The sequence below is a fragment of the Paenibacillus sp. FSL W7-1287 genome (assembly GCF_038004245.1).
Classification (GTDB): Bacteria; Bacillota; Bacilli; order Paenibacillales; family Paenibacillaceae; genus Pristimantibacillus; species Pristimantibacillus camelliae.
On sequence record NZ_JBBORD010000001.1, the window covers coordinates 4072933 to 4092901 of the forward strand.

Genomic DNA, 19969 nt, shown 5'->3' on the forward strand with positions numbered 1-19969 from the left:
CTATGAGGTCAAAAAAATTCGCCCTTCTAACTACAACCGTATTATCGCTTGTCATCTTAGCAGCATGCGGTAACAACAATGCTGCGAATACCGCGAACACGAGCACGAATGCAGCATCTGGCACCAATCAAGCAAGTAACGCAGAGCAAGATGAAGCTAAGCAGCCTAGCCTAGAAGTCAGCAGCCTCTCAATTGGCACCGCTCGGGATTTGCAGCTTGCTTCTGAAATCATCGTAGCCATCGAGGAAGGTTATTTCTCCGAGGAAGGCTTAGATATTAACTTAGAGCTATTTCAATCTGGTGCCGATGTAACAGCTGCTCTTGCAGGCGGAAGCATTCCCATTGGTAGTGTCGGAGATTCGCCGGCAACCATCTTAAAAGGATCTGGAAGCGCAGTACAAATTATCGCCCAGCAATCTGATATTTCTGGCGCTCAATCTATGGTCGTTAATCCGAACACCATTAAAACACCGGAGGACTTGAATGGTAAGAAGATTGCCTACTCCCCTGGCAACACGTCAGAGGCACTATTTTTACAAATCGTCGAGCACTATGGCTTAGATACATCCTCTATGGATATCTACAAGATGGGCGGTACTGAGATGACCATCGCTTACGAAAAAGGTGATATTGATGCCTTTGTCGTATGGGAGCCAGTTATATTGAATACAACTAAAATCGGAGCTATGCGCTTCATCTCTGCCTCACAATCTTATGTACCTGGCGAAGAAGGTCCTCAAAAGCTAGCTGGTTTTCATTCTGTATTGCTTACTGATACTAAATTTGCCGAGAAGCACCCGAATACCGTTAAGGCCGTGCTTCGAGCTTTAAGCAAGGCTGTAGCCTTTATTCACGAAAGCCCTGACCAAGCAGCAGCTCATGCAGCAGAAACACTACAGCTTGACCTGGCTGATGCCATTGAAATTATGTCTCTAAATGAGTACTCTCTAGCGATCACGCCTGAGCTTATTGAAGACATAGAGAACACCTCTAGCTTCCTATTGGCCAACGAAAAAATTAAAGAACTACCTGACTTCAGCGAGTTTGTAAATCCAGGCTTCCTATTGGAGGTCGACCCTACTTTAGTAACTTGGACACCTTAACATTCTACTAAATAGCTTTTAATAACGAAGGGAGCAATACCTATGCCAACAATTATCGATTTAACTACAGAGCTTGGACCGAATGTATCACTTGTACCTGGACATCCACCGGTTACCTATGAAATGATCCATACACATGAGGAGCATCACCGAACTAATGCAGTCCTTTCCTTTAGCATTCATGTAGGAACACATATCGACCCTCCATTCCACTTTGTGAAGGATGGTTGGACCATCGATCAGGTTCCATTAGAGCGTCTGATGGGAAAAGCTCATGTACTAAGACTTAAGGATAAAATCCAGCCAGGTGAGCCTGTAACGATTCAGCATTTTCTCGATCAGGGGTTGACTCAGGATAAACTAAAGAATTGCTTTGTTATCTTCTATTCCGGATGGTCAGAGAAAAGCTTTGGCAATGACGATTACTATCGCATGGGTCACTATATTGAAACCTCGCTAGCTCAGTGGCTTGTAGAGGCTGGTATTAAGGCAGTAGCACTAGATCATCCACCAGATGAACCTAGCGTCAATGATTCATTCAACGGAACTGAGGCTCCTGTTCATCGTACATTGCTTGGCAACAATGTCTGCATTATTGAGAACATTACAAACCTATCTGCGATCAATGGTGATGTGGTCGATTTCTATGCAATTCCAATAAAAATTGAAAATGGCTGCGGTGGTCCTGCACGCGTCTTTGTTATCGAATAATTGAGAGGAGTTGCACTATGAAATTAACGATTGGCGCTGCGCAAATGGCTCCTAATGATGAAGATATACAGGTAAATCTAGAACGCATTGTTCGCATGATGGAGACGGCTAAGGATCAAGGAGTACAGGTAGTCGCATTTCCAGAGCTGGCACTCACTCCTTTCTTTCCTGTAATCTATCTAAGGCAGTTCCGACATTACTTTATGGAGGACAATTGTGAGGAGATTACAACGATTCGAAATAAAGCTAAGGAGCTTAAGCTAACCACGATTTTTGGATATGCAGAGGTAGATAAAGGACATTATTACAATACAGCGATGGTCGTTGACTCCAATGGGGCAATTGCAGGCAAGTACCGCAAGGTTCATATTCCCGCGCCGATGATTAATAACGCCATGGGCAATTACGAGAAAATATACTTTGAGCCTGGCAATCTAGGCTATCCAGTTATTCCAGCGGATCATGTGAAGATCGGCTTGCAAATATGCTACGATCGCCATTTTCCGGAAGGCTTTCGAGAGCTGGCACTGCATGACGCCGACATCATTTTCAACCTTACAGCAACGAGCTCCTTCGCAAGCGACTGGCGCTCCGACACATGGAAGCTAATGCTGCGTGCCCGCGCCTTCGAGAACAATGTATTCGTTGTAGGCGTTAATAAAACTGGAATTGAGTATGGTAAGGAGTATTATGGTCATTGCATGATCGTCTCTCCACTTGGTGGTGAAATATTGGGCTTTGCAGATACGTCGCAGGATGATGTTCTGCTCACACACACTATAGATCTTGAGGATCGCTGGGAAGCTCATCTGCGTCTACCGTTCAAAAGAGATATGATGCTAACTTAATGCTAACTTAATGCTAGCTACCGTTTTTACTAGCTTTAGCAGCAAGCAGTATAAGATAACTATGCAGTACTGAAGATAAGAATTAAAAATAAACGCAAAAGCACCGTAGAGCATTCAGTCAGAGCTACTGAATCTTCTATGGTGCTTTTTATATAGCTTACTTAGCTTAGACCTTTGGCATAACGCGATGGCGTTACAGACATAATCTTCTTAAACACCTTGCTAAAGTAATTCAAATCATTATAGCCCACCAAAAAAGCAGCCTCTGTCACCGATATATTTCCTCTTCTTAAATATACCGCCGCCTCTTCTACCCGTTTACGGTTAATGAAGTCGATGATCGTCTCCCCTGTCTCCTGTTTAAACCTTCTAGATAGATAAGTAGGAGTAATATGAATTTGCTCAGCGATTTGCTCTAAAAATAACGGGTGACTTAGATTGAGCAAAATATAATCAATCGCTCTCTTGACAATCAAGCTATATTGCCCTGTAGCAACCGTAGTTACGAGCTCACAATAATCCTGCCCCATCGTCAGAAACAATGCATTCAACTGTGGTATTGTAAACGTCTTTTCTATTAAAATCGCAAATCGTTCCGATATATTATGCAAGTAAACAGGATGTACACCACTTCGTTCAGCTGCAATTCTACACATCGTGTTCAGCACGAACCCAATATTTTTAGAGGATCGAATCGGACTTTCTGGTACGCGATCTGTGAACGCCACCAATTCTGCACTGAGCTGAACAAGCACTTTCGTGATTTCTTCCTTATCTCCTCTAGAGATGGCATCCATCACGTTATTTTGAATTTCATATCTACGTTCAATCGTTTCCTTCTGCTCCTCCAGCATCACCTTATGCACACTCGTATTTCGAGTTGGCCTGCGGGTATTAGCTGTAATTTGCTTCGAACGAATATGGTTATGCATACATAGATGACCGATCAGCTCACCGATATGCTGTAGCTCACTCTCACCGACAACAGGCAAGGATTTATAAAAATGCTCTAACTGATTACGTTCTCCTACGGGCAGTTGATTGTTTACGATGACATCTTTAACAAAATCGAGGACGGCTATACTCGAAATGAATGGCCCAACGATGATGCTGCAATCTAAACTTTGATGCTTCCAGATGCCAGCTGCAACATATTCCAAGCCAGATGAATTGACAAAATGATAATAATGTCCATGTTCATTCGCTCTTAGCACATCATTGATATAACGATGCTCATCATTTGGCTGATGAAGTACAGCCGGAATTGTATGATTACTAATCTGATCAATGATCGTACTGCTATGATCCATTAAGCGGATATCCATTTTCGTTAATGAATGGATGATTTGAATGATTTTTATATATTCCCGATAATCATGCTTGACCATCAGCTGCCCCTCTCTTCAGCAAAAAAAGCTAATATTGTACGAATGAAGTAATAATATTACTAATATTAGCACCAATCATTATTTATAATCAAATAAAGCACTTACATTAAACGCTTTCATTTCCATAAGAAGCATAGATGACAAACTATAAATTGACTGGAGGAATGAACAACATGTTATACCCAATTTCAACTGAAAGTCGAATCGTCATGGATCTTAGCGGTGTGTGGAGATTCATGATCGATCATGAAGAGCAAGAGCTAGACTTGAATCAACCACTGCCAACACAGGAGCTTATGGCTGTACCCGCTTCATTCAACGATCAGGCTGTATTAGCTGAAATAAGACAGCATAACGGATATGTATGGTATGAGACAGACTTTACGGTCGCTAAAGCGCTGCACGACCAAAGATTAGTTCTCCGCTTCGGATCTGCAACACATGAAGCGTGGGTGTATGTAAATGGAAAATTCGTCGTTCACCATAAGGGCGGCTTTACTCCATTTGAAGCTGAGATCAACGATCACCTTGTGTCAGGCTCAAATCGCCTAACCGTGCGCATTAGTAATTTGCTGGACTACTCTACACTTCCCGTTGGTAACTATCGTGAAACGACAGATGAAAACGGTAAACTGGTACGTAAGGTAGATGAAAACTTCGACTTCTTTAACTATGCCGGCCTACATCGCCCAGTTAAGATCTATTCTACACCTAAGAGCTATATTGAAGACATCGTCATCATTCCAGATGTCGATCTTGTAAATAGCGAAGCAGATGTGCAGGTTAAAGTGAAGACTGCAGGCGCATTTGATGAAGTAAAGGTAACGATCGTTGATGAGCAAGGGCAAGCCGTTGCTACTGCTTCAGGCGCAGACGTTCAGCTTAAAATCAATGATGTTAACCTATGGCAGCCACTTGCGGCGTATCTTTATACTGCTAAGGTTGAAGGCTATCAAAACGGTGCACTCGTTGATGTATACGAGGAGCCATTTGGTGTTCGTAAAATCGAGGTAACTGGCGGTAAGTTCTTGCTTAACGGTGAATCCTTCTACTTTAAAGGATTTGGTAAGCATGAGGATACGTATATCCGTGGTCGCGGACTGGACGAAGCCTATAACGTGCACGATATTAAGCTAATGAAAAAAATGGGAGCAAACTCTCTCCGCACTTCACATTATCCTTATTCTGAGGAAATGATGCGTTTATGTGATCGTGAAGGGATCGTCGTCATTGATGAAACTCCTGCTGTCGGACTTTTCTCAAACTTTAACTTTGACATCTCCATATTGGAAAAAGGCGGAGATATCGAAGACGATACTTGGGTAAAAATGAACACAACGGAAGCTCATGAGCAAGTCATTAAAGAGCTGATCGCTCGTGACAAAAACCATGCCTGTGTTGTCATGTGGTCGATTGCTAATGAACCTGCAAGCTTCGCTAAAGGTTCGTATGAGTATTTTGCTCCATTGTTCGCATTAGCACGCGAGTTAGATCCGCAAAATCGCCCATGCACCTTCGTTAATATCATGATGGCCTTGCCTAAGGCTGATAAATGCACAGAGCTCGTGGATGTCATTGCACTGAACCGCTATTATGGCTGGTATGTACAGCTTGGGGATTTGAAAACAGCTGAGAATAAAACGCGCCAAGAGCTGTTAGAATGGCAAACGATGTATCCTGAGAAGCCAATTATGTACACTGAATATGGCGCAGATACCGTTGCAGGCTTCCATAGCGTTTACGGTGAGCCATTTAGCGAGGAGTATCAAGAGGACTACTATCGCATGAATAGTAAGGTGTTCGATGAAATTCCAAACTTTATCGGCGAACAGCTGTGGAACTTCGCAGATTTCCAAACGAAATTTGGCATCGTACGAGTTCAAGGTAATAAAAAAGGAATCTTTACTCGAGCTAGAGAGCCGAAAATGGTTGTACGCTATCTCAGCGAACGCTGGAATAGCATCCCTCACCAAGGCTATAAAAATTAATGACGAATACCTGATTCAAAAATCTCTGCATAGTAGTACCAATGCGCACGAAGAAATAAGCCATTCAAGTGTAGCCCTTGCCCTCTTAATGAACAAGAGGGCAATTGCTCCTTGATGTAAAGCAAAGCATCCAAATTAATATTTCATATACAAGCTTTTCATTCAACAAAGGGGGACAATACGATGAGTCCATCTACAAGTAAACTAGAAAATAAGACAAACCGCCCATTTGGGATGAGAGATAAACTCGGATATTTATTCGGTGACTTCGGTAATGATTTCTTTTTCATTTTAGTAAGCGCATTCTTAATGGTTTATTATACTGATATTTTTCATATTAGTGCTGAGCTTGTCGGTACCCTATTCTTCATAGCTAGACTATGGGATGCATTCGCTGATTTTGCATGGGGAAGATTTATCGATACGAGAAAAGCGACTAAGCATGGGAAGTTTAAGCCTTGGATACTTCGAATGTCCTTCCCACTTGTCTTATCGGGTGTGCTCATGTTTGTCAAAATCCCTGGTATGAGTGATGGGTTCTACCTAGCTTGGGCATTCGTTACTTATATCGTTTGGGGAACGTTATACAGTACAGTCAATATCCCTTACGGGTCTATGGCTTCTGTGATTACAGCAGATCCTGTCGAACGTACAACATTATCTACATGGAGAACGATGGGCGCTATGCTCGCTAGCTTAATCATTAACGTACTGGGCCCACTAATTGTGTTCGTAGATAACAAAATGGATGCTGACCGAATGTTCATGGCAGCTGTATTATTTGGTGTGCTAGCAATTGCTTGTTATATTGGATGCTATAAGCTCTCTACAGAACGAATTGTCGATCAACCTGATACGAAACAGAATAAAAATCTCGGTAAAACAATGAAGGGTCTAGTTAAGAACAAGCCGTTGATCTGGATTCTTATCGCTTCGTTAATCTTTATGATCAATATGATGTTGATTGGTACAGTTAACGCCTACCTCTTCAAGGATTTCTTTAACAACACAGCAATGTTAAGTGCGATCGGCTTTGTTCAAGCAGCGGTTGTATTATTGGCAACACCTCTAATCAAGCCATTAGTTGCAAGATTCGGCAAGAAAGAACTGGCAGCTGCTGGCATGGCATTAGCAGGGGCAACTTATCTTTTGCTTTACTTCTTAAATGATATTAGCAGTTTGCAGTTTGTTATCATCTCTGCAATCGGAATGTTCGCGATGGGCTTGTTCAACCTAGTAGTTTGGGCATTTGTCACCGATGTTATTGATTATCACGAGTTTTTAACTGATATGCGTGAAGATGCAACCGTTTACTCCATCTATTCTATGGCTCGCAAAATCGGTCAAGCCATCGCAGGAGGCATAGGTGGTTATGCACTCGGTGCAGTTGGCTACAACTCCACACTAGATGTACAAGCGGAAAGTACATTGAATGGAATTTATGGACTAGCAACCTTGGTTCCAGCTATTATCTATATTGTTATCTTCTTCATTCTGATGTTCCTATATCCATTGAATAAGAAACGCACGATGCAGCTCTCAGCTGAGCTCGCAGAAAGAAGAAAGAAGTAACATAAACTATACGCCTTGCCTCTTACCAATGCTGCGAATTGGTAAGAGGCTTTTCTTTGATTTTATAGTGTATTCACTGTTGGTGTACATTCGATATACCGTTTGCTTAACAGTTGCTGTGAAATCGCACCTTTGTTCATTTAGGCGAATAGGATGTGGTAATACGTCTAATAAAGGGATGATTGATGTTGGGAATTATAGAAGAAACACAGATTTTATATACCGTCCAGCCTGGGGACACTTTATACTCTATTGCATCGAGATTTAACAGCACGGTAGACCTTATTCAAGAGGCTAATGCCATCTATCCGCCTATTACCGATCCATATCTCATTTATCCTGGCTGGCTGCTGGTCGTGCCTGCACCAGCGGTGCAGCCTTATCGAAGCATTTATATCGTACAGCCAGGCGATACGTTATTCTCCATTGGCCGCAGGTTCTCCGCTCACTATGATTTACTAGCGGGGGTGAATCAACTAGCAGATGCGAACGCTATATTAATTAACCACCCTCTTTGGGTGCCTGCTTTTCAATACGAGATTCACCCAGGAGACACCTTAACACAAATCGCTAGTCAGTTAGGAATTTCTGTTCAGTCGATTCTGCAAGCAAACGAAGGCAGACCTGGATTCTCTCGAGATCTGCTTTATCCAGCATTTCGTCTAATCATTCCAGCACCGTCAACGCGTAATATAACCGTTGTACGTCCACCTGTTGGAGAATATATTGCTAGCGGTGTTCACGTTGAAGGGTTTGCACGCGTATTCGAGGCTAATGTTCTGATGCAGATAAGAGATGGTAACCATATGATCGTAACGAATGAACGCTTTACAACCGCACAACAGGGAGCTCCTGCCTATGGTTATTTTTCACTTGAGCTCCCTTTTGATCAGCACCCAACGACCGAGGAAGGCGAGTTGTGGGTTTATGACCGCAGTGCTGAGGATGGTCGAATTGTTGATTTAGTTAGAGTCAGAGTCTACTTTTCCTAATCAGGGTGGTATGGGTATGTAAACAAAAAAAAGCATTACCATTAGCATGCCCTAAGGTAATGCGATTGATTAAGTTGAACGAAGCTCAGCTAGCTAGTCTTTCTAATGAGGGGATATCAATTTTAGCTGAGAATAGAAGTGAGTTTTTTGTGGAATGAGATATTAATTAAACATTGGCATGTTGTTAAGAGGAATCGTTATGAGATCCGTTTTTCAATGCGTTCATGGTTGTTTCATCGTCAAAAGCTTAGCTTTCTCATATGCGACAATAGCCATTAACGTATGCATCATATCTTTTCTACTACCTATACGGTTGCTAGCTTGTTTCTCTCGATCATCTAAAGGCCCGTTAGGCTTATTCCTATAATCTTCTGATTGCATATACTCGTACTGTGCATCAGCTATCTGCGCTGCACGTACGATGCGCTCTTCCGTGCTAGGGTGCTTTGCGACTTGCTGAAGAGAAAGCAGGACAACATTCTGCACATCCATTTTCGAGGGTGCAACGCTCATCCTATGTTCGACGATTTCACGCTCACGAGAAATTCGCTCGATATGATCGACTATACCTTTCGCATGCTGACTTAGATAAGCTATCTCAGCTGACGTTAGCTTCTTACCATTGCGAAATTTATCAATGATAAGCTTAACCTTCGGGTTATCGTGCCCTTGTTCGGTTACCAATGCTTGCAGCTCTGATAGCTTTCGCAGTATTTGCTCCTTCAGGGCTTGCTTAACATTCAATTGTTGCTGGTTTCCATCGAACGGTTGCACGTTCACTTTACTAGCAGCATCAACAGCTTCAGTTGCATGCCCTTTGTTCGCATTCGGCAGAATAGATAAGAATGGAACGGTCATAATCTTCAATCGACTCACCTCTCATCTTCTATGAGCTACGAAATCGTACTGATTCTTTATTCATATTTTATCATGGCAGGCTATCTCACATAAGAAACTTAAAGGAAACTTTAAACTGTTAAATGAATAATAGCGGAGACAGGGATAACCCCTACTCCGCTATTTTTATTGACTCTATAAGTGACTATTCCGGCAGCTATGTTTACCTACTTAAGCTCGTGTATGCTTAGCAACTAGCATATACCCTTCTCCTCGAACCGTAATAATTCGCTCGGGGTTAACAGGATCATTCTCTATTTTTTTCCGCAGATTGCTAATGTGGACAGCAACCGTTCTCGTGTCCTCCAGACTCTCCATCCCCCATATAAGCTGAAACAGCGCATTGACACTGACGACACGATTCACATGTTGCGCCATATAGGACAGTAGAGAAAACTCTTTTTTGGATAAATAAACGGTTTTACTAACCATGTTGACGGACTGCGAGTAGAAATCAAGCGTCAATCCCGGTAGTTCCAGTAGCTGCTCTCTTTTACCTGTCGATACTCTGCGAAGATGAGCCTTGATCTTAGCCATAAGCACCCCTGGACTAAATGGCTTCGTTACATAATCATCCCCACCATAGTTTAATGCATTGATTTTAACCTCGTCTTCCTCACGGCTGCTTAGAAATACAATCGGTGCATCCGTATGATTACGAGCGTCCTTACACCAATCTATTCCATTCTCATTTGCTAGTAAAACATCGAGCACAATTAAATCAGGCTCGAACGATGTCAGCAGCTTCATCGCATCTCTGCCGTTATGGCTATAGGAGGTACTAAAGCCGTCCTTCTCACAATATGCTTGAACAATTTCACATATATGCGGATCATCATCAACGATCATAATTTTATAATTGTCCATCATTCCGTCCCCTTCCCTCTTCGCGAATAAATGGAAGCGATATATAAAAAATTGAACCAGTTATTCCATCACTTTCTGCCCAAACCGTCCCACCATGTGCTTGCACGATTTCTCGACAAATGGCCAGTCCAAGTCCGCTTCCCTCAACTTCTAAATCCATGCCCGGTCGAGCATATCTATAGTTGCGATCAAAAATTTGTTCTAACTGTTCGGGAGGAATCCCTATCCCTGAGTCTTGTACGCTAATTACCGCATGGCGGGTATCGTTCGCCTTGTCCACAGTTATTGCTAGACGTACGACTCCACCTTTCGGCGTAAACTTCATCGCATTCGACACTAGATTAAACAACGCCTGCTCTAGCCGTTGCGTATCCATTGTAACAATGGGCATATTTCGCAGATCATCTACAGCTCTAGTATCTAGTCTGAACTCTAAACCTGCATCACGCACAACTAGCTCATATTGTTCATAAAACTGCTGTATGAATTGAGTCACATAAACGGCCTCCATCTGGTACGCGACTTGCCCCGTCTCCAGATGCGACAAAAAGGATAACTCCTCGATCATACGGTTAATTCTTATTGTGTTATCACGAATATACTTGAGGTATTGCTCATTGCGTTCTGGCTTGACCCCATCGTGAACAGCCTCGACATAGCCTAGCATATTGGCTAGTGGCATACGCAAATCATGGGTAATATAGGCGAGAAGCTTCTTCCTTCCCTGCTCAGAGAGAAGTAATTGATCATAGGATAGGCGAAGCTCAGCATGAGCCACAGTTAGAGCATTCGTACGCTCTAGTACAAGCTGCTCCAAATTCGTATTCATTTCAGTCAGCTTATTGTTAGCATCCTGTAGCTGAAGCGTAACTCTCTCCTCGTTTGCAGCCGTTCTCGTAAACCTTGCAGAAAGCAATATCATCTGTGCAATGGTAAAGACCAACAGAGCGAGTGAAAACGAATTTTCAATCGGTGACCATTCACTGTAATATAAGAAATCGTTGACCGTCGCAATAAAGGCTACCATCGACACTAGTAGAAAGAGCAACGCTCCCTCCACACGCTGAAGAGCTGCCCGAACTAGCCCTATAATCAGATAAATGGCATGAACAACAACAACCAAACCAATCAATAGCAATAGTTTTGTATAGACTATGGCTGGTGTCACCAGAACAACGATACAAAGCGCCCCTGTTGCAAGCCGTGTACCAAGATGAAACCAACGTGCAATATAATTCGGATATATGCAATCAGAGTACATCGTGATGAGATAAGCACTGCTACAAAGAACGAGATACTCTATTTTAAACTGTAGCTCCCATGGCATGTTTGGCCACACTTGTGTCATTAGATGTTCCCCGACTAACAAGGAGCGAATACCGAATAATGTGGTAAACAGACCATAATAGAGCGTAGCCCTGTCTTTTCGCCTTAGTACAAACAGCAGCAGATGATATATACCAATGACTAGCAAGCTTGCGGTGATGAACATTTCAGCAGCGATTTTTAGATTTGTTCTAACTGCTAATTGATCACTACCACCTAGCTCTATGTACTTGGTGATACCTCCTCGGTTATGATGAAAATTGGCAACCTGCATGACTAGCTCAACCCTATCATTTTCCGGTTGAAAGAATACTAGCTTCGTTGCCAAATTTGGCGTGACACTGCTCTTGTCCCGCCCTACTTCACCTACTTCTGCTAACCGTTCACCATTAACCCATAATTTATATGAATGAAAAATCGTAGGCAACCGTAGAGCTAGCCGCCCGTTGCTATCCTGCTCACTAAGCTGGATGACCATCCGATAGGTTGCAAAGCCTGTCCCATCGAGCTTCTGATCGTCTACCGAATAGCCGTTCCAAGAGCTAGGGATATTAATTAAGCGATCGGTGTTACCTTCTTGGGCTATACGGTCGTGTATATCTTCAGGCAGCAGCAGCTCCTGCCAGTAAAATTCCCATTCACCTTTTAGCTTTATCGGTTCTTCACTAATATGTATCTGGCTTATATCAAGAATACCTTGCTTACTTTCGATTTTTGGGAGGTGTGGTACTGACATGAGGATAAAGCTTACTACCAAACCAAGAATAACGGCAGTAACAATTTGAATTACATTTATGTTAGAGCTCAATCCTAGCATTCTCCTCATGATGAATTGACCTCCATCTGCAATATCTATCAACATCGATTTTTGTAGGAATTTATTTAAATAATAACATCCCTAACAAAATCTGTCGTTAGCAAATGTAAGAGATCATGAGGTTTTGCTTCTATATTTGGCTAAGTTAAAGAAAACTTTAAGTTACTTATATAAAATGAGATAAAAAAGCTAAAGGAGCTGAGTCAAGCGATAATTATCGCTTAGATCAGCTCCTTGTTTAAAGGTTACAGCGTATTATATCTGATTTATATGATGTACCATCCTATTAGAATAGCATTATCTTTCTTAAAATGTAAATTATAAATTTTCAAATCATCAAAGATTATACCCGCGCATAAAATTCCTAATTGCTTCAAATCGTATCTTATCAGCACAATCCTCGCAACAAAAAAACTTAACCTTTCTTTCTTTGGCTTGTATATATTTAGATGAGCCTTCATGTACCCTAAATGTTTTTTTACAATTATTGCAGACTACATCATGGTAAAAAATTGTAACCCCCTCCTACATGACACCTAACCTTCTAGTTCATTCATTATAGATTATTACTAGTTTAATTAGAATCAAAAAAAGACACTTTAGAGTAATTTTCATCACCCTAAAGTGCCTTATTTGTGGTTAAATGTGGCCGTTTGACGTTAATCAAAGGAGAAACCTTGCTATGCAAGAGCTCTAACACCTTGATACCGCATGGAGCGTTTCTCAGCTCCATCTGCAATGAAAGCTACCGCTTATCGCGGTCGCACTTCATCGAATGACTTCGATGAAGATTTCATTACATCATGCCGCCCATTCCGCCCATGCCGCCCATGTCAGGCATTGCAGGAGCTTTTGGTTCTGGCTTGTCAGCAACTACAGCTTCTGTAGTTAGGAACATAGCTGCAACAGATGCTGCGTTTTGAAGTGCAGAACGAGTTACTTTAGCAGGGTCAACGATACCCGCATCGAACATGTTTACCCACTCACCAGTAGCAGCGTTGTAGCCAATACCTACTTTTTCATTTTTCAAGCGCTCAACGATAACAGAGCCTTCTTGACCAGCGTTAGCTGCGATTGTACGAACTGGCTCTTCAAGCGCACGTAGTACGATGTTAACACCAGTTTTTTCGTCGCCTTCTGCGTCTACAGCAGCTACAGCACTATATACGTTCACAAGTGCAGTACCACCACCAGAAACGATACCTTCTTCAACTGCTGCACGAGTAGCGTTCAATGCGTCCTCGATGCGAAGCTTACGCTCTTTCAATTCTGTTTCAGTAGCCGCACCAACTTTGATTACCGCTACACCGCCAGCAAGTTTAGCTAGGCGCTCTTGAAGCTTCTCTTTATCAAATTCGGAAGTTGTTTCTTCCAATTGAACACGGATTTGGTTAACACGTGCTAGGATGTCATCCTTGTTACCAGCACCGTCAACGATAATTGTGTTTTCTTTCGTAATGCGAACTTGACGAGCAGAACCTAGAGAATCTACATCAGTAGATTTCAAGTCAAGACCTAGCTCTTCTGTAATCACTTGACCACCAGTTAGAGCTGCGATATCTTGAAGCATCGCTTTACGACGGTCACCGAAGCCAGGAGCTTTAACCGCTACGCAAGTGAACGTACCGCGAAGCTTGTTCACAACTAGAGTTGCTTGTGCTTCACCTTCAACATCCTCAGCGATAATAAGAAGTTGTTTACCAGATTGAACAACTTTCTCAAGCACTGGAAGGATTTCTTGAATGTTCGTAATTTTTTTATCAGTGATCAAGATATATGGATTGTCTAGGACAGCTTCCATTTTATCTGTATCTGTCACCATGTATGGAGAGATGTAACCACGGTCGAACTGCATACCTTCAACAACTTCCAGCTCAGTAACGAAGCCTTTAGACTCTTCTACTGTAATTACGCCGTCATTGCCTACTTTTTGCATCGCTTCAGCAATCAATTGACCTACTTCTTCATCAGCAGAGGAAATAGCACCAACTTGTGCGATATCTTGGTTGGATTCAACCTTTTTAGAAATATTGCTAAGCTCAACAACTGCAGCTTTAACCGCTTTGTCGATCCCTTTACGGATAACCATTGGATTAGCACCAGCCGTTACGTTTTTCAAGCCTTCGCGAATCATCGCTTGAGCTAGAACCGTAGCTGTTGTTGTACCGTCACCAGCGATATCGTTAGTTTTTGTAGCAACTTCTTTAACAAGCTGCGCACCCATGTTTTCGAATGCATCCTCAAGCTCAATTTCCTTCGCAATGGATACACCGTCATTAGTAATTAGCGGGCTACCGAATTTTTTCTCAAGAACGACGTTACGTCCTTTTGGTCCTAGTGTAACTTTAACAGCATCTGCAAGCTGATCTACACCGCGCAGCATCGCGCGACGAGCATCTTCACTAAATTTAATATCTTTAGCCATTATTTATTTCCCTCCAATTAAGTATTTTTCAATTCATATGCATGTATATGTGTGAACGTCGATCCTATTCGAAGATCGCGTGGATGTCGCTTTCCTTCATGATCAAATACTCTTTGCCATCATATTTGATTTCTGTACCAGCATATTTAGAGAACAAAACGCGGTCGCCTGGTTTCACTTCCAATGCAACTCGAGCGCCGTCTTTTAACACTCCGCTACCTACAGCTACAACCTTACCCTCTTGTGGTTTTTCCTTTGCTGTATCTGGCAGCACGATACCACTAGCTGTTGTCACTTCTTGTGCGATTGGTTCAACCAATACACGTTCACCTAAAGGTTTAATCATTTGATAAAAGCCTCCTTATATGAATAGTTCTCCGAATTGTTAGCACTCGATAGTGCTTAGTGCTAACAATTCATATTTTACCTATTTTAATGGTTGATTTCAAGTATTTACACAAAAAAAATGCCTATGCTTTTACAGCGATAGGCACAATATACATTCCTGCTTCTTCATCTCTTCGAATAATCGCTTTCACATCGTACACTTGCTTCATTAATTCGACGGTCATAACGTCCTCTGGTGCACCCTCAGCTATGATAGAGCCATCTTTAACTACTTTTATCTCATCACTATAGCGTACAGCCTGATTAACATCGTGCAGCACCATTACAATCGTTAATCCATATGTCTCATTTAATTCCTTCACGAGTTCAAGCAGCTCAATCTGATAAAAGATATCTAGATACGTTGTCGGTTCATCAAGAAACAGCACCGACGTTTTCTGAGCCAATGCCATAGCGATCCAGGCACGCTGCTTCTGTCCGCCCGACAGCTCATGGAGTCGCTGACGACGCAGCTTATCAAGCTTCGTTACTTCTAATGCCCAATCGATCGCCTCGCGATCCTCTTCCGTTTCTTGAGAGAACATATGACGGTATGGCAGTCGTCCATAAGCGACAAGTCGTTCTACCGTTAAGTCGTAAGGTGCTTCATTCTGCTGGTGGACGACGGCGAGCAGCTTAGCAAGCTCCTTCGCCTTCAGCTGTTGCAGCTGGCGACCCTCGACAATAATTTTTCCTGCCTGGGGTATGTAGTTGCGCGCCATGAGACCGAGCAAAGTTGATTTCCCACTGCCATTAGGACCGATGATCGTCGTAATCTTCCCTTTTAGAAATTCGGTCGTTATACCGTTGATGATCAGTGCACGATGCTTATAAGCAAAGCTAAGCTCCTTAATTTCCATGTACACGATCACTCCTCATCAGCATAAAGATTAAGAATGGGCCGCCGATTATCGTCATAATGACAGAGGCCGGAATTTCGGTTTGCGTAAGCAATGTCCTACCAACTGTATCTGCGATAAGGATAAGTAATCCGCCCATAATTGCCGAGAATGGAATAAGCAATCGATGATCGGTGCCAATAAGCTGCCTAGAAATATGCGGCACAAGCAAGCCTACAAAGGCGATAAGTCCCCCGATTGCTGTTGCTACGGAAGCAAGCAGCACCGCTACAAAGGAAACGATCACACGAGCACGCATCACATTCAGTCCAAGATTGCCAGCTGTTCGATCCTGAAGTGCAAGCAAATTACACCATGTGCTTAGTGCAAATGCAGCAATCAGTCCGATTACACCGTATAGGACGATCACCTTTACATCATCCCATGTTTTCAGCGCAAACATAGAGCTGGACGCTTGATTCGCCGTGCTCATTGCGATCCCCCCTCGAAAACTGAGAAGCTGGTTCAAGCCGGTAAACAGCGCATTAATCGCAACACCAACCAATATTAGGCGCAGCGGCTGTAATCCAGAACGCCATGAGAAGGTATAGACAAGGAAGCACGCAATTAAACCACCGATAACCGAAAATAATGGCATCCAAAAAAATAGCATTGGCCATATCATGACCGTCAACACACTAACAAAGCCCGCTCCCGCTGAGATGCCTATGACCCCAGCATCCGCAAGCGGATTGCGCATAACCGACTGTAGCAGCACACCAGATACCGCAAGTGCAGCACCGCTCATTATCGCAACTATGATACGCGGAAATCTAAGATCACGGATCACATCTACATTATCGTTACCGCCAAAGAGCAAGCCAGAGATAAGCTCGGCCAAGCCCACCTTGATGCTGCCCGTTCTGATCGCGTACAAGGTAACACCGATTAATAGCACGATGGCAGCGATATAGGTCATCGTTTTTCTCATCGTTATTATGACCTACCCCTTCCGGTCGGGATATAGGAAGTCAGCCATAAGGTCTAGCGCTTCATCTGCGGCCAAATTACCTGTTGTGCCAAAGAAATCCTCTGGCAAATCATAAACACGACCGTTTTTTACTGCATTAAAATGCTTCCATATATCATTGGATCGAAATTCCTCATCAAACATCTCAATAACTTCATCCGGCATGCCATGCGCCGCACGAAGTATGACGTCAGGATTACCTTGATGCAAATATTCTGTATTCGATGCGACAAATTCAACCGTAGAATCCGTCACAATGTTGTTTCCGCCAAGCTGCTTAACAAGATCTCCGATATAGGAGTTCTCTGTTGCCACTAAGTAGCTGCCTGGAATCCCCATCAATATTAAAACCGTTGGAGCTGGCTGTCCATCTACCTCAGCTTTAATATTTGAGATTTTCTCATCATAGCTTGCAATTAGCGCTTCTGCCTGCGACTGACGATCGAACATCTCGCCAAGCTTTCTAATTTCTTCCTTCATCGCATCCAGACTCGTAAAATCGAGATAGCTGGCGTCAATATTTACCCGCTCAAACAACTTTTCTAGATCGTATTCTAATGTTGTTACCGACAACACATGTGTTGGCTTTAAGCTTTTTACAAGCTCCATATCAGGGCTCATCGGATTTCCAACCTCAACAGCTTCCTCGTAACGCTCAGGCAGCTCTTTAACTGTCGTTGGCACACCTACAACATCCAGCTCCAGTGCATCTAACACTTCCGTAATTGCTACCGTCGTTGAAACGATCCGGTGCTGAGGAGCTTCTGCTTGCTCTTCATCAAGCCCCTGCTCAGTGCTCGCTGTAACGGATTGATTCGTAGAGCTTGCACCGTTATTGTTGCTTGGCTGAGCAGATGAGTTACTCGTTCCATTGCTGCCACAGCCAGCAAGCAGCAGTAATATGAGTAGCAAGCTGCTTGCAAAGGTAATTCTCTGTCTGACCATTATCCAATCCTCCTAAAAAACATGCGAGGACACTCGAAACCGAGGTCCTCTGTACGTTGTGGATCTATCGAATATTGATTTATTGCTGTTCTACAGCTCGTAGAATAATCGAAATCGCCTGTGCGCGAGTTGCGTTTTCATTTGCTCCGAAACGTTCTTGCGATAGTCCTTGAATAAGTCCGTGCTTCACTGCCGTTGCAACACGCTCCTTCGCGTAGCTAGGAATGCTGTCAGCATCGTTAAAGGTCAACGCTTCAGCTGCATCAAGCTCAAGATCAAGCGCCTTCGTAATCATTACTGCCATCTCAGCACGTGTAAGGTGACCGTCGCTGCGGAAGCTGCCGTCTTGATAGCCTGTAATGACTTCTGCACTTACTGCAGCTTGAACAGAGGATTGCGCCCACTGCGGAATCGATGCTGCGTCAGTAAAGTCTAACGCTTTTGCAGATGCTGCTAGGTCAAGACCTTCAACAAGCAGCTTCGTAAATTCAGCTCGTGTAATATATTGATCAGGCTTGAAGCTTCCATCTGGATAGCCAGTAGCAATACCTGTAGCTACTGCACTAGTGATTGCATTTTTAGCCCAGTGGCTAGATAAATCCGTGAAGCTAAGCTCTGCTTTTGTTTGCTCGATTAGTGCTTTTGCCGCTGCTGCCAGCTCAGCATTAGAACGAAGATAGCTATTATTGCTGTTAGCTTCCGCGATTGCTGCCTTCAGTGCCTCGGATGGCTCTGCAACCGTTTCTGCCGCTGCAATTGCCTTCAACAGCTTTGCCTTGCTAGCCTCTACGTCCTCACCGATGACAAGCTTAATGTCATGTGATTGTGGCTCCTCGAATACACCTGGCACAAAGTAGGAAGCGGATGCTTCAAGCACCTCATTAATATTAGACAATGCGTAATCGAAGGTAAAGTACGTTACCTGCTGAGGACCTGTACGGCCGTTAATCGTTGTCTCATACTCTGCAACCTTCGTACCTTCCTTACCTTCTACAAGCACCTTAACATCATAGCTTTGCTGAACATCTACACGTAGATATGCTGTGCCGTCCTTTTTATACGTTTTAGCATTAGCTAAATAATTGCCCATAGCAGACAGCTTGCTTGGATCAGACTCGTTCACATAATGAACAGGAGTTGCGATCGGCTCTTCAGCAAAAGCTGTACGTAATTGTTGAACTGCTTTCTCAAGTTCCGCCTTCTCCGTTAAGTAGCTGTTCGCAGCTTCTGCTTTCGTAATGGCTTCTGCTAATCCTTTGGATGGCTCAGCGACTGCTTGCGCTTGCGGCAGTAGAACAGCTAGTTCCTTCAAAGCAGCTTCTACATCGTTATTGATCATTATGTAAATGTCGTGCGACTGTGGCTCTGTGAAAAAGCCTGGTACGAAGTAGGATGCCTCTGCCTCAATTGCTTTGGATGCATCGCTTAATGCATAATCAAGTGTATAATAAGTCACCTGCTGCTCTTTGCCGCTGCGGTCAATTACTGTCGTATCATATTCTGCTGCTTTTACCCCTTCCTTGCCTTCTACTGTTATCTTTACGTCATACACTTGTTGTACATCGATACGCAAATATGTAACGCCATCCTTCTCATATACGTTCGGATTCGCAATATAAGCGATCATTGATGATATTGATGATGGCTTTGACGCATTAATAAAATGTACGATGCTTTGCTCAGCTTGCTGCTGCTCACCAACTGATACTGTCGCAGCTTCCTCCGCTAGTACATAGGCAGGTGCCGTACCTACAAGCAGTGCAGCAACAGTAAGAGATGTTATTGTTTTTACAAATTTGTTATTCATTTTAGCATCCTCCATAATCATTGATTA

At 43.1% G+C, this 19969-nt stretch carries 16 protein-coding genes; 6 read left to right on the forward strand and 10 right to left on the reverse strand.

All coding sequences use genetic code 11. The annotated features are described in order from the left end of the window. Positions 1-2: 2 nt before the first annotated feature. Genes NSQ99_RS18295 through NSQ99_RS18305 form a run of 3 tightly spaced genes read left to right on the forward strand, consistent with a single transcriptional unit; the run spans position 3 to position 2662 of the window. The gene (locus NSQ99_RS18295; protein ID WP_251667495.1) at positions 3-1103 is read left to right on the forward strand and encodes an ABC transporter substrate-binding protein; all 1101 of its coding nucleotides are present in this window, start codon (positions 3-5) and stop codon (positions 1101-1103) included. A gap of 42 nt (positions 1104-1145) precedes the next feature. After that, positions 1146-1814 carry a cyclase family protein gene (locus tag NSQ99_RS18300; protein WP_251667494.1) on the forward strand — a complete coding sequence of 223 codons (669 nt, stop codon included), beginning with the start codon at positions 1146-1148 and terminating at the stop codon, positions 1812-1814. A gap of 17 nt (positions 1815-1831) precedes the next feature. After that, positions 1832-2662: a carbon-nitrogen hydrolase family protein gene (locus tag NSQ99_RS18305; protein WP_340838350.1), complete on the forward strand. Its 831-nt coding sequence runs from the start codon at positions 1832-1834 to the stop codon at positions 2660-2662. A gap of 161 nt (positions 2663-2823) precedes the next feature. Here NSQ99_RS18305 and NSQ99_RS18310 read toward each other — a convergent pair whose 3' ends face one another. Further along, entirely contained in the window at positions 2824-4050 is a 1227-nt protein-coding gene (locus NSQ99_RS18310) for a helix-turn-helix transcriptional regulator (RefSeq protein WP_251667492.1), read from the reverse strand. Between the two features lie 173 nt (positions 4051-4223). On the opposite strand from NSQ99_RS18310, the gene uidA reads away from it, so the two are divergent. The 3 genes from uidA (at position 4224) to NSQ99_RS18325 (ending at position 8602) form a co-directional block, all read left to right on the forward strand. Further along, entirely contained in the window at positions 4224-6038 is a 1815-nt protein-coding gene (gene uidA / locus NSQ99_RS18315; RefSeq protein WP_340838353.1) for a beta-glucuronidase, read from the forward strand. Positions 6039-6221: 183 nt separating this feature from the next. Beyond that, positions 6222-7610, forward strand: coding sequence for an MFS transporter (locus tag NSQ99_RS18320; RefSeq protein WP_340838355.1), 1389 nt, complete (start codon positions 6222-6224; stop codon positions 7608-7610). A 185-nt stretch (positions 7611-7795) separates the two neighbouring features. Then, a complete protein-coding gene (locus NSQ99_RS18325) occupies positions 7796-8602 on the forward strand; it encodes a LysM peptidoglycan-binding domain-containing protein (RefSeq protein ID WP_340838357.1) in 807 nt (268 codons plus the stop codon). Positions 8603-8824: 222 nt separating this feature from the next. Here the strand turns inward: NSQ99_RS18325 and NSQ99_RS18330 are convergent, their stop codons facing one another. From NSQ99_RS18330 to NSQ99_RS18370, 9 genes are all read right to left on the reverse strand, one after another. After that, positions 8825-9478, reverse strand: coding sequence for a hypothetical protein (locus NSQ99_RS18330; RefSeq protein WP_340838358.1), 654 nt, complete (start codon positions 9476-9478; stop codon positions 8825-8827). Positions 9479-9670: 192 nt separating this feature from the next. Further along, entirely contained in the window at positions 9671-10369 is a 699-nt protein-coding gene (locus NSQ99_RS18335; protein ID WP_251667487.1) for a response regulator transcription factor, read from the reverse strand. Beyond that, positions 10353-12518 carry an ATP-binding protein gene (locus NSQ99_RS18340; RefSeq protein WP_340838359.1) on the reverse strand — a complete coding sequence of 722 codons (2166 nt, stop codon included), beginning with the start codon at positions 12516-12518 and terminating at the stop codon, positions 10353-10355. The genes NSQ99_RS18335 and NSQ99_RS18340 overlap by 17 nt, the downstream gene beginning before the upstream one ends. A gap of 787 nt (positions 12519-13305) precedes the next feature. Then, positions 13306-14934, reverse strand: coding sequence for a chaperonin GroEL (gene groL, locus NSQ99_RS18345; RefSeq protein WP_340838361.1), 1629 nt, complete (start codon positions 14932-14934; stop codon positions 13306-13308). Between the two features lie 64 nt (positions 14935-14998). Beyond that, a complete protein-coding gene (gene groES, locus NSQ99_RS18350; RefSeq protein WP_251667465.1) occupies positions 14999-15280 on the reverse strand; it encodes a co-chaperone GroES in 282 nt (93 codons plus the stop codon). Between the two features lie 124 nt (positions 15281-15404). Next, positions 15405-16181, reverse strand: coding sequence for an ABC transporter ATP-binding protein (locus NSQ99_RS18355; RefSeq protein ID WP_340838365.1), 777 nt, complete (start codon positions 16179-16181; stop codon positions 15405-15407). Beyond that, entirely contained in the window at positions 16171-17151 is a 981-nt protein-coding gene (locus NSQ99_RS18360; protein WP_340838366.1) for a FecCD family ABC transporter permease, read from the reverse strand. Before NSQ99_RS18360 ends, NSQ99_RS18355 begins: the two co-directional genes overlap by 11 nt. A 12-nt stretch (positions 17152-17163) precedes the next feature. Continuing rightward, positions 17164-18135 carry a heme ABC transporter substrate-binding protein IsdE gene (gene isdE / locus NSQ99_RS18365; RefSeq protein WP_340838368.1) on the reverse strand — a complete coding sequence of 324 codons (972 nt, stop codon included), beginning with the start codon at positions 18133-18135 and terminating at the stop codon, positions 17164-17166. Between the two features lie 79 nt (positions 18136-18214). Further along, positions 18215-19942, reverse strand: coding sequence for an S-layer homology domain-containing protein (locus NSQ99_RS18370; protein WP_340838370.1), 1728 nt, complete (start codon positions 19940-19942; stop codon positions 18215-18217). Between the last annotated feature and the right edge of the window lie 27 nt (positions 19943-19969).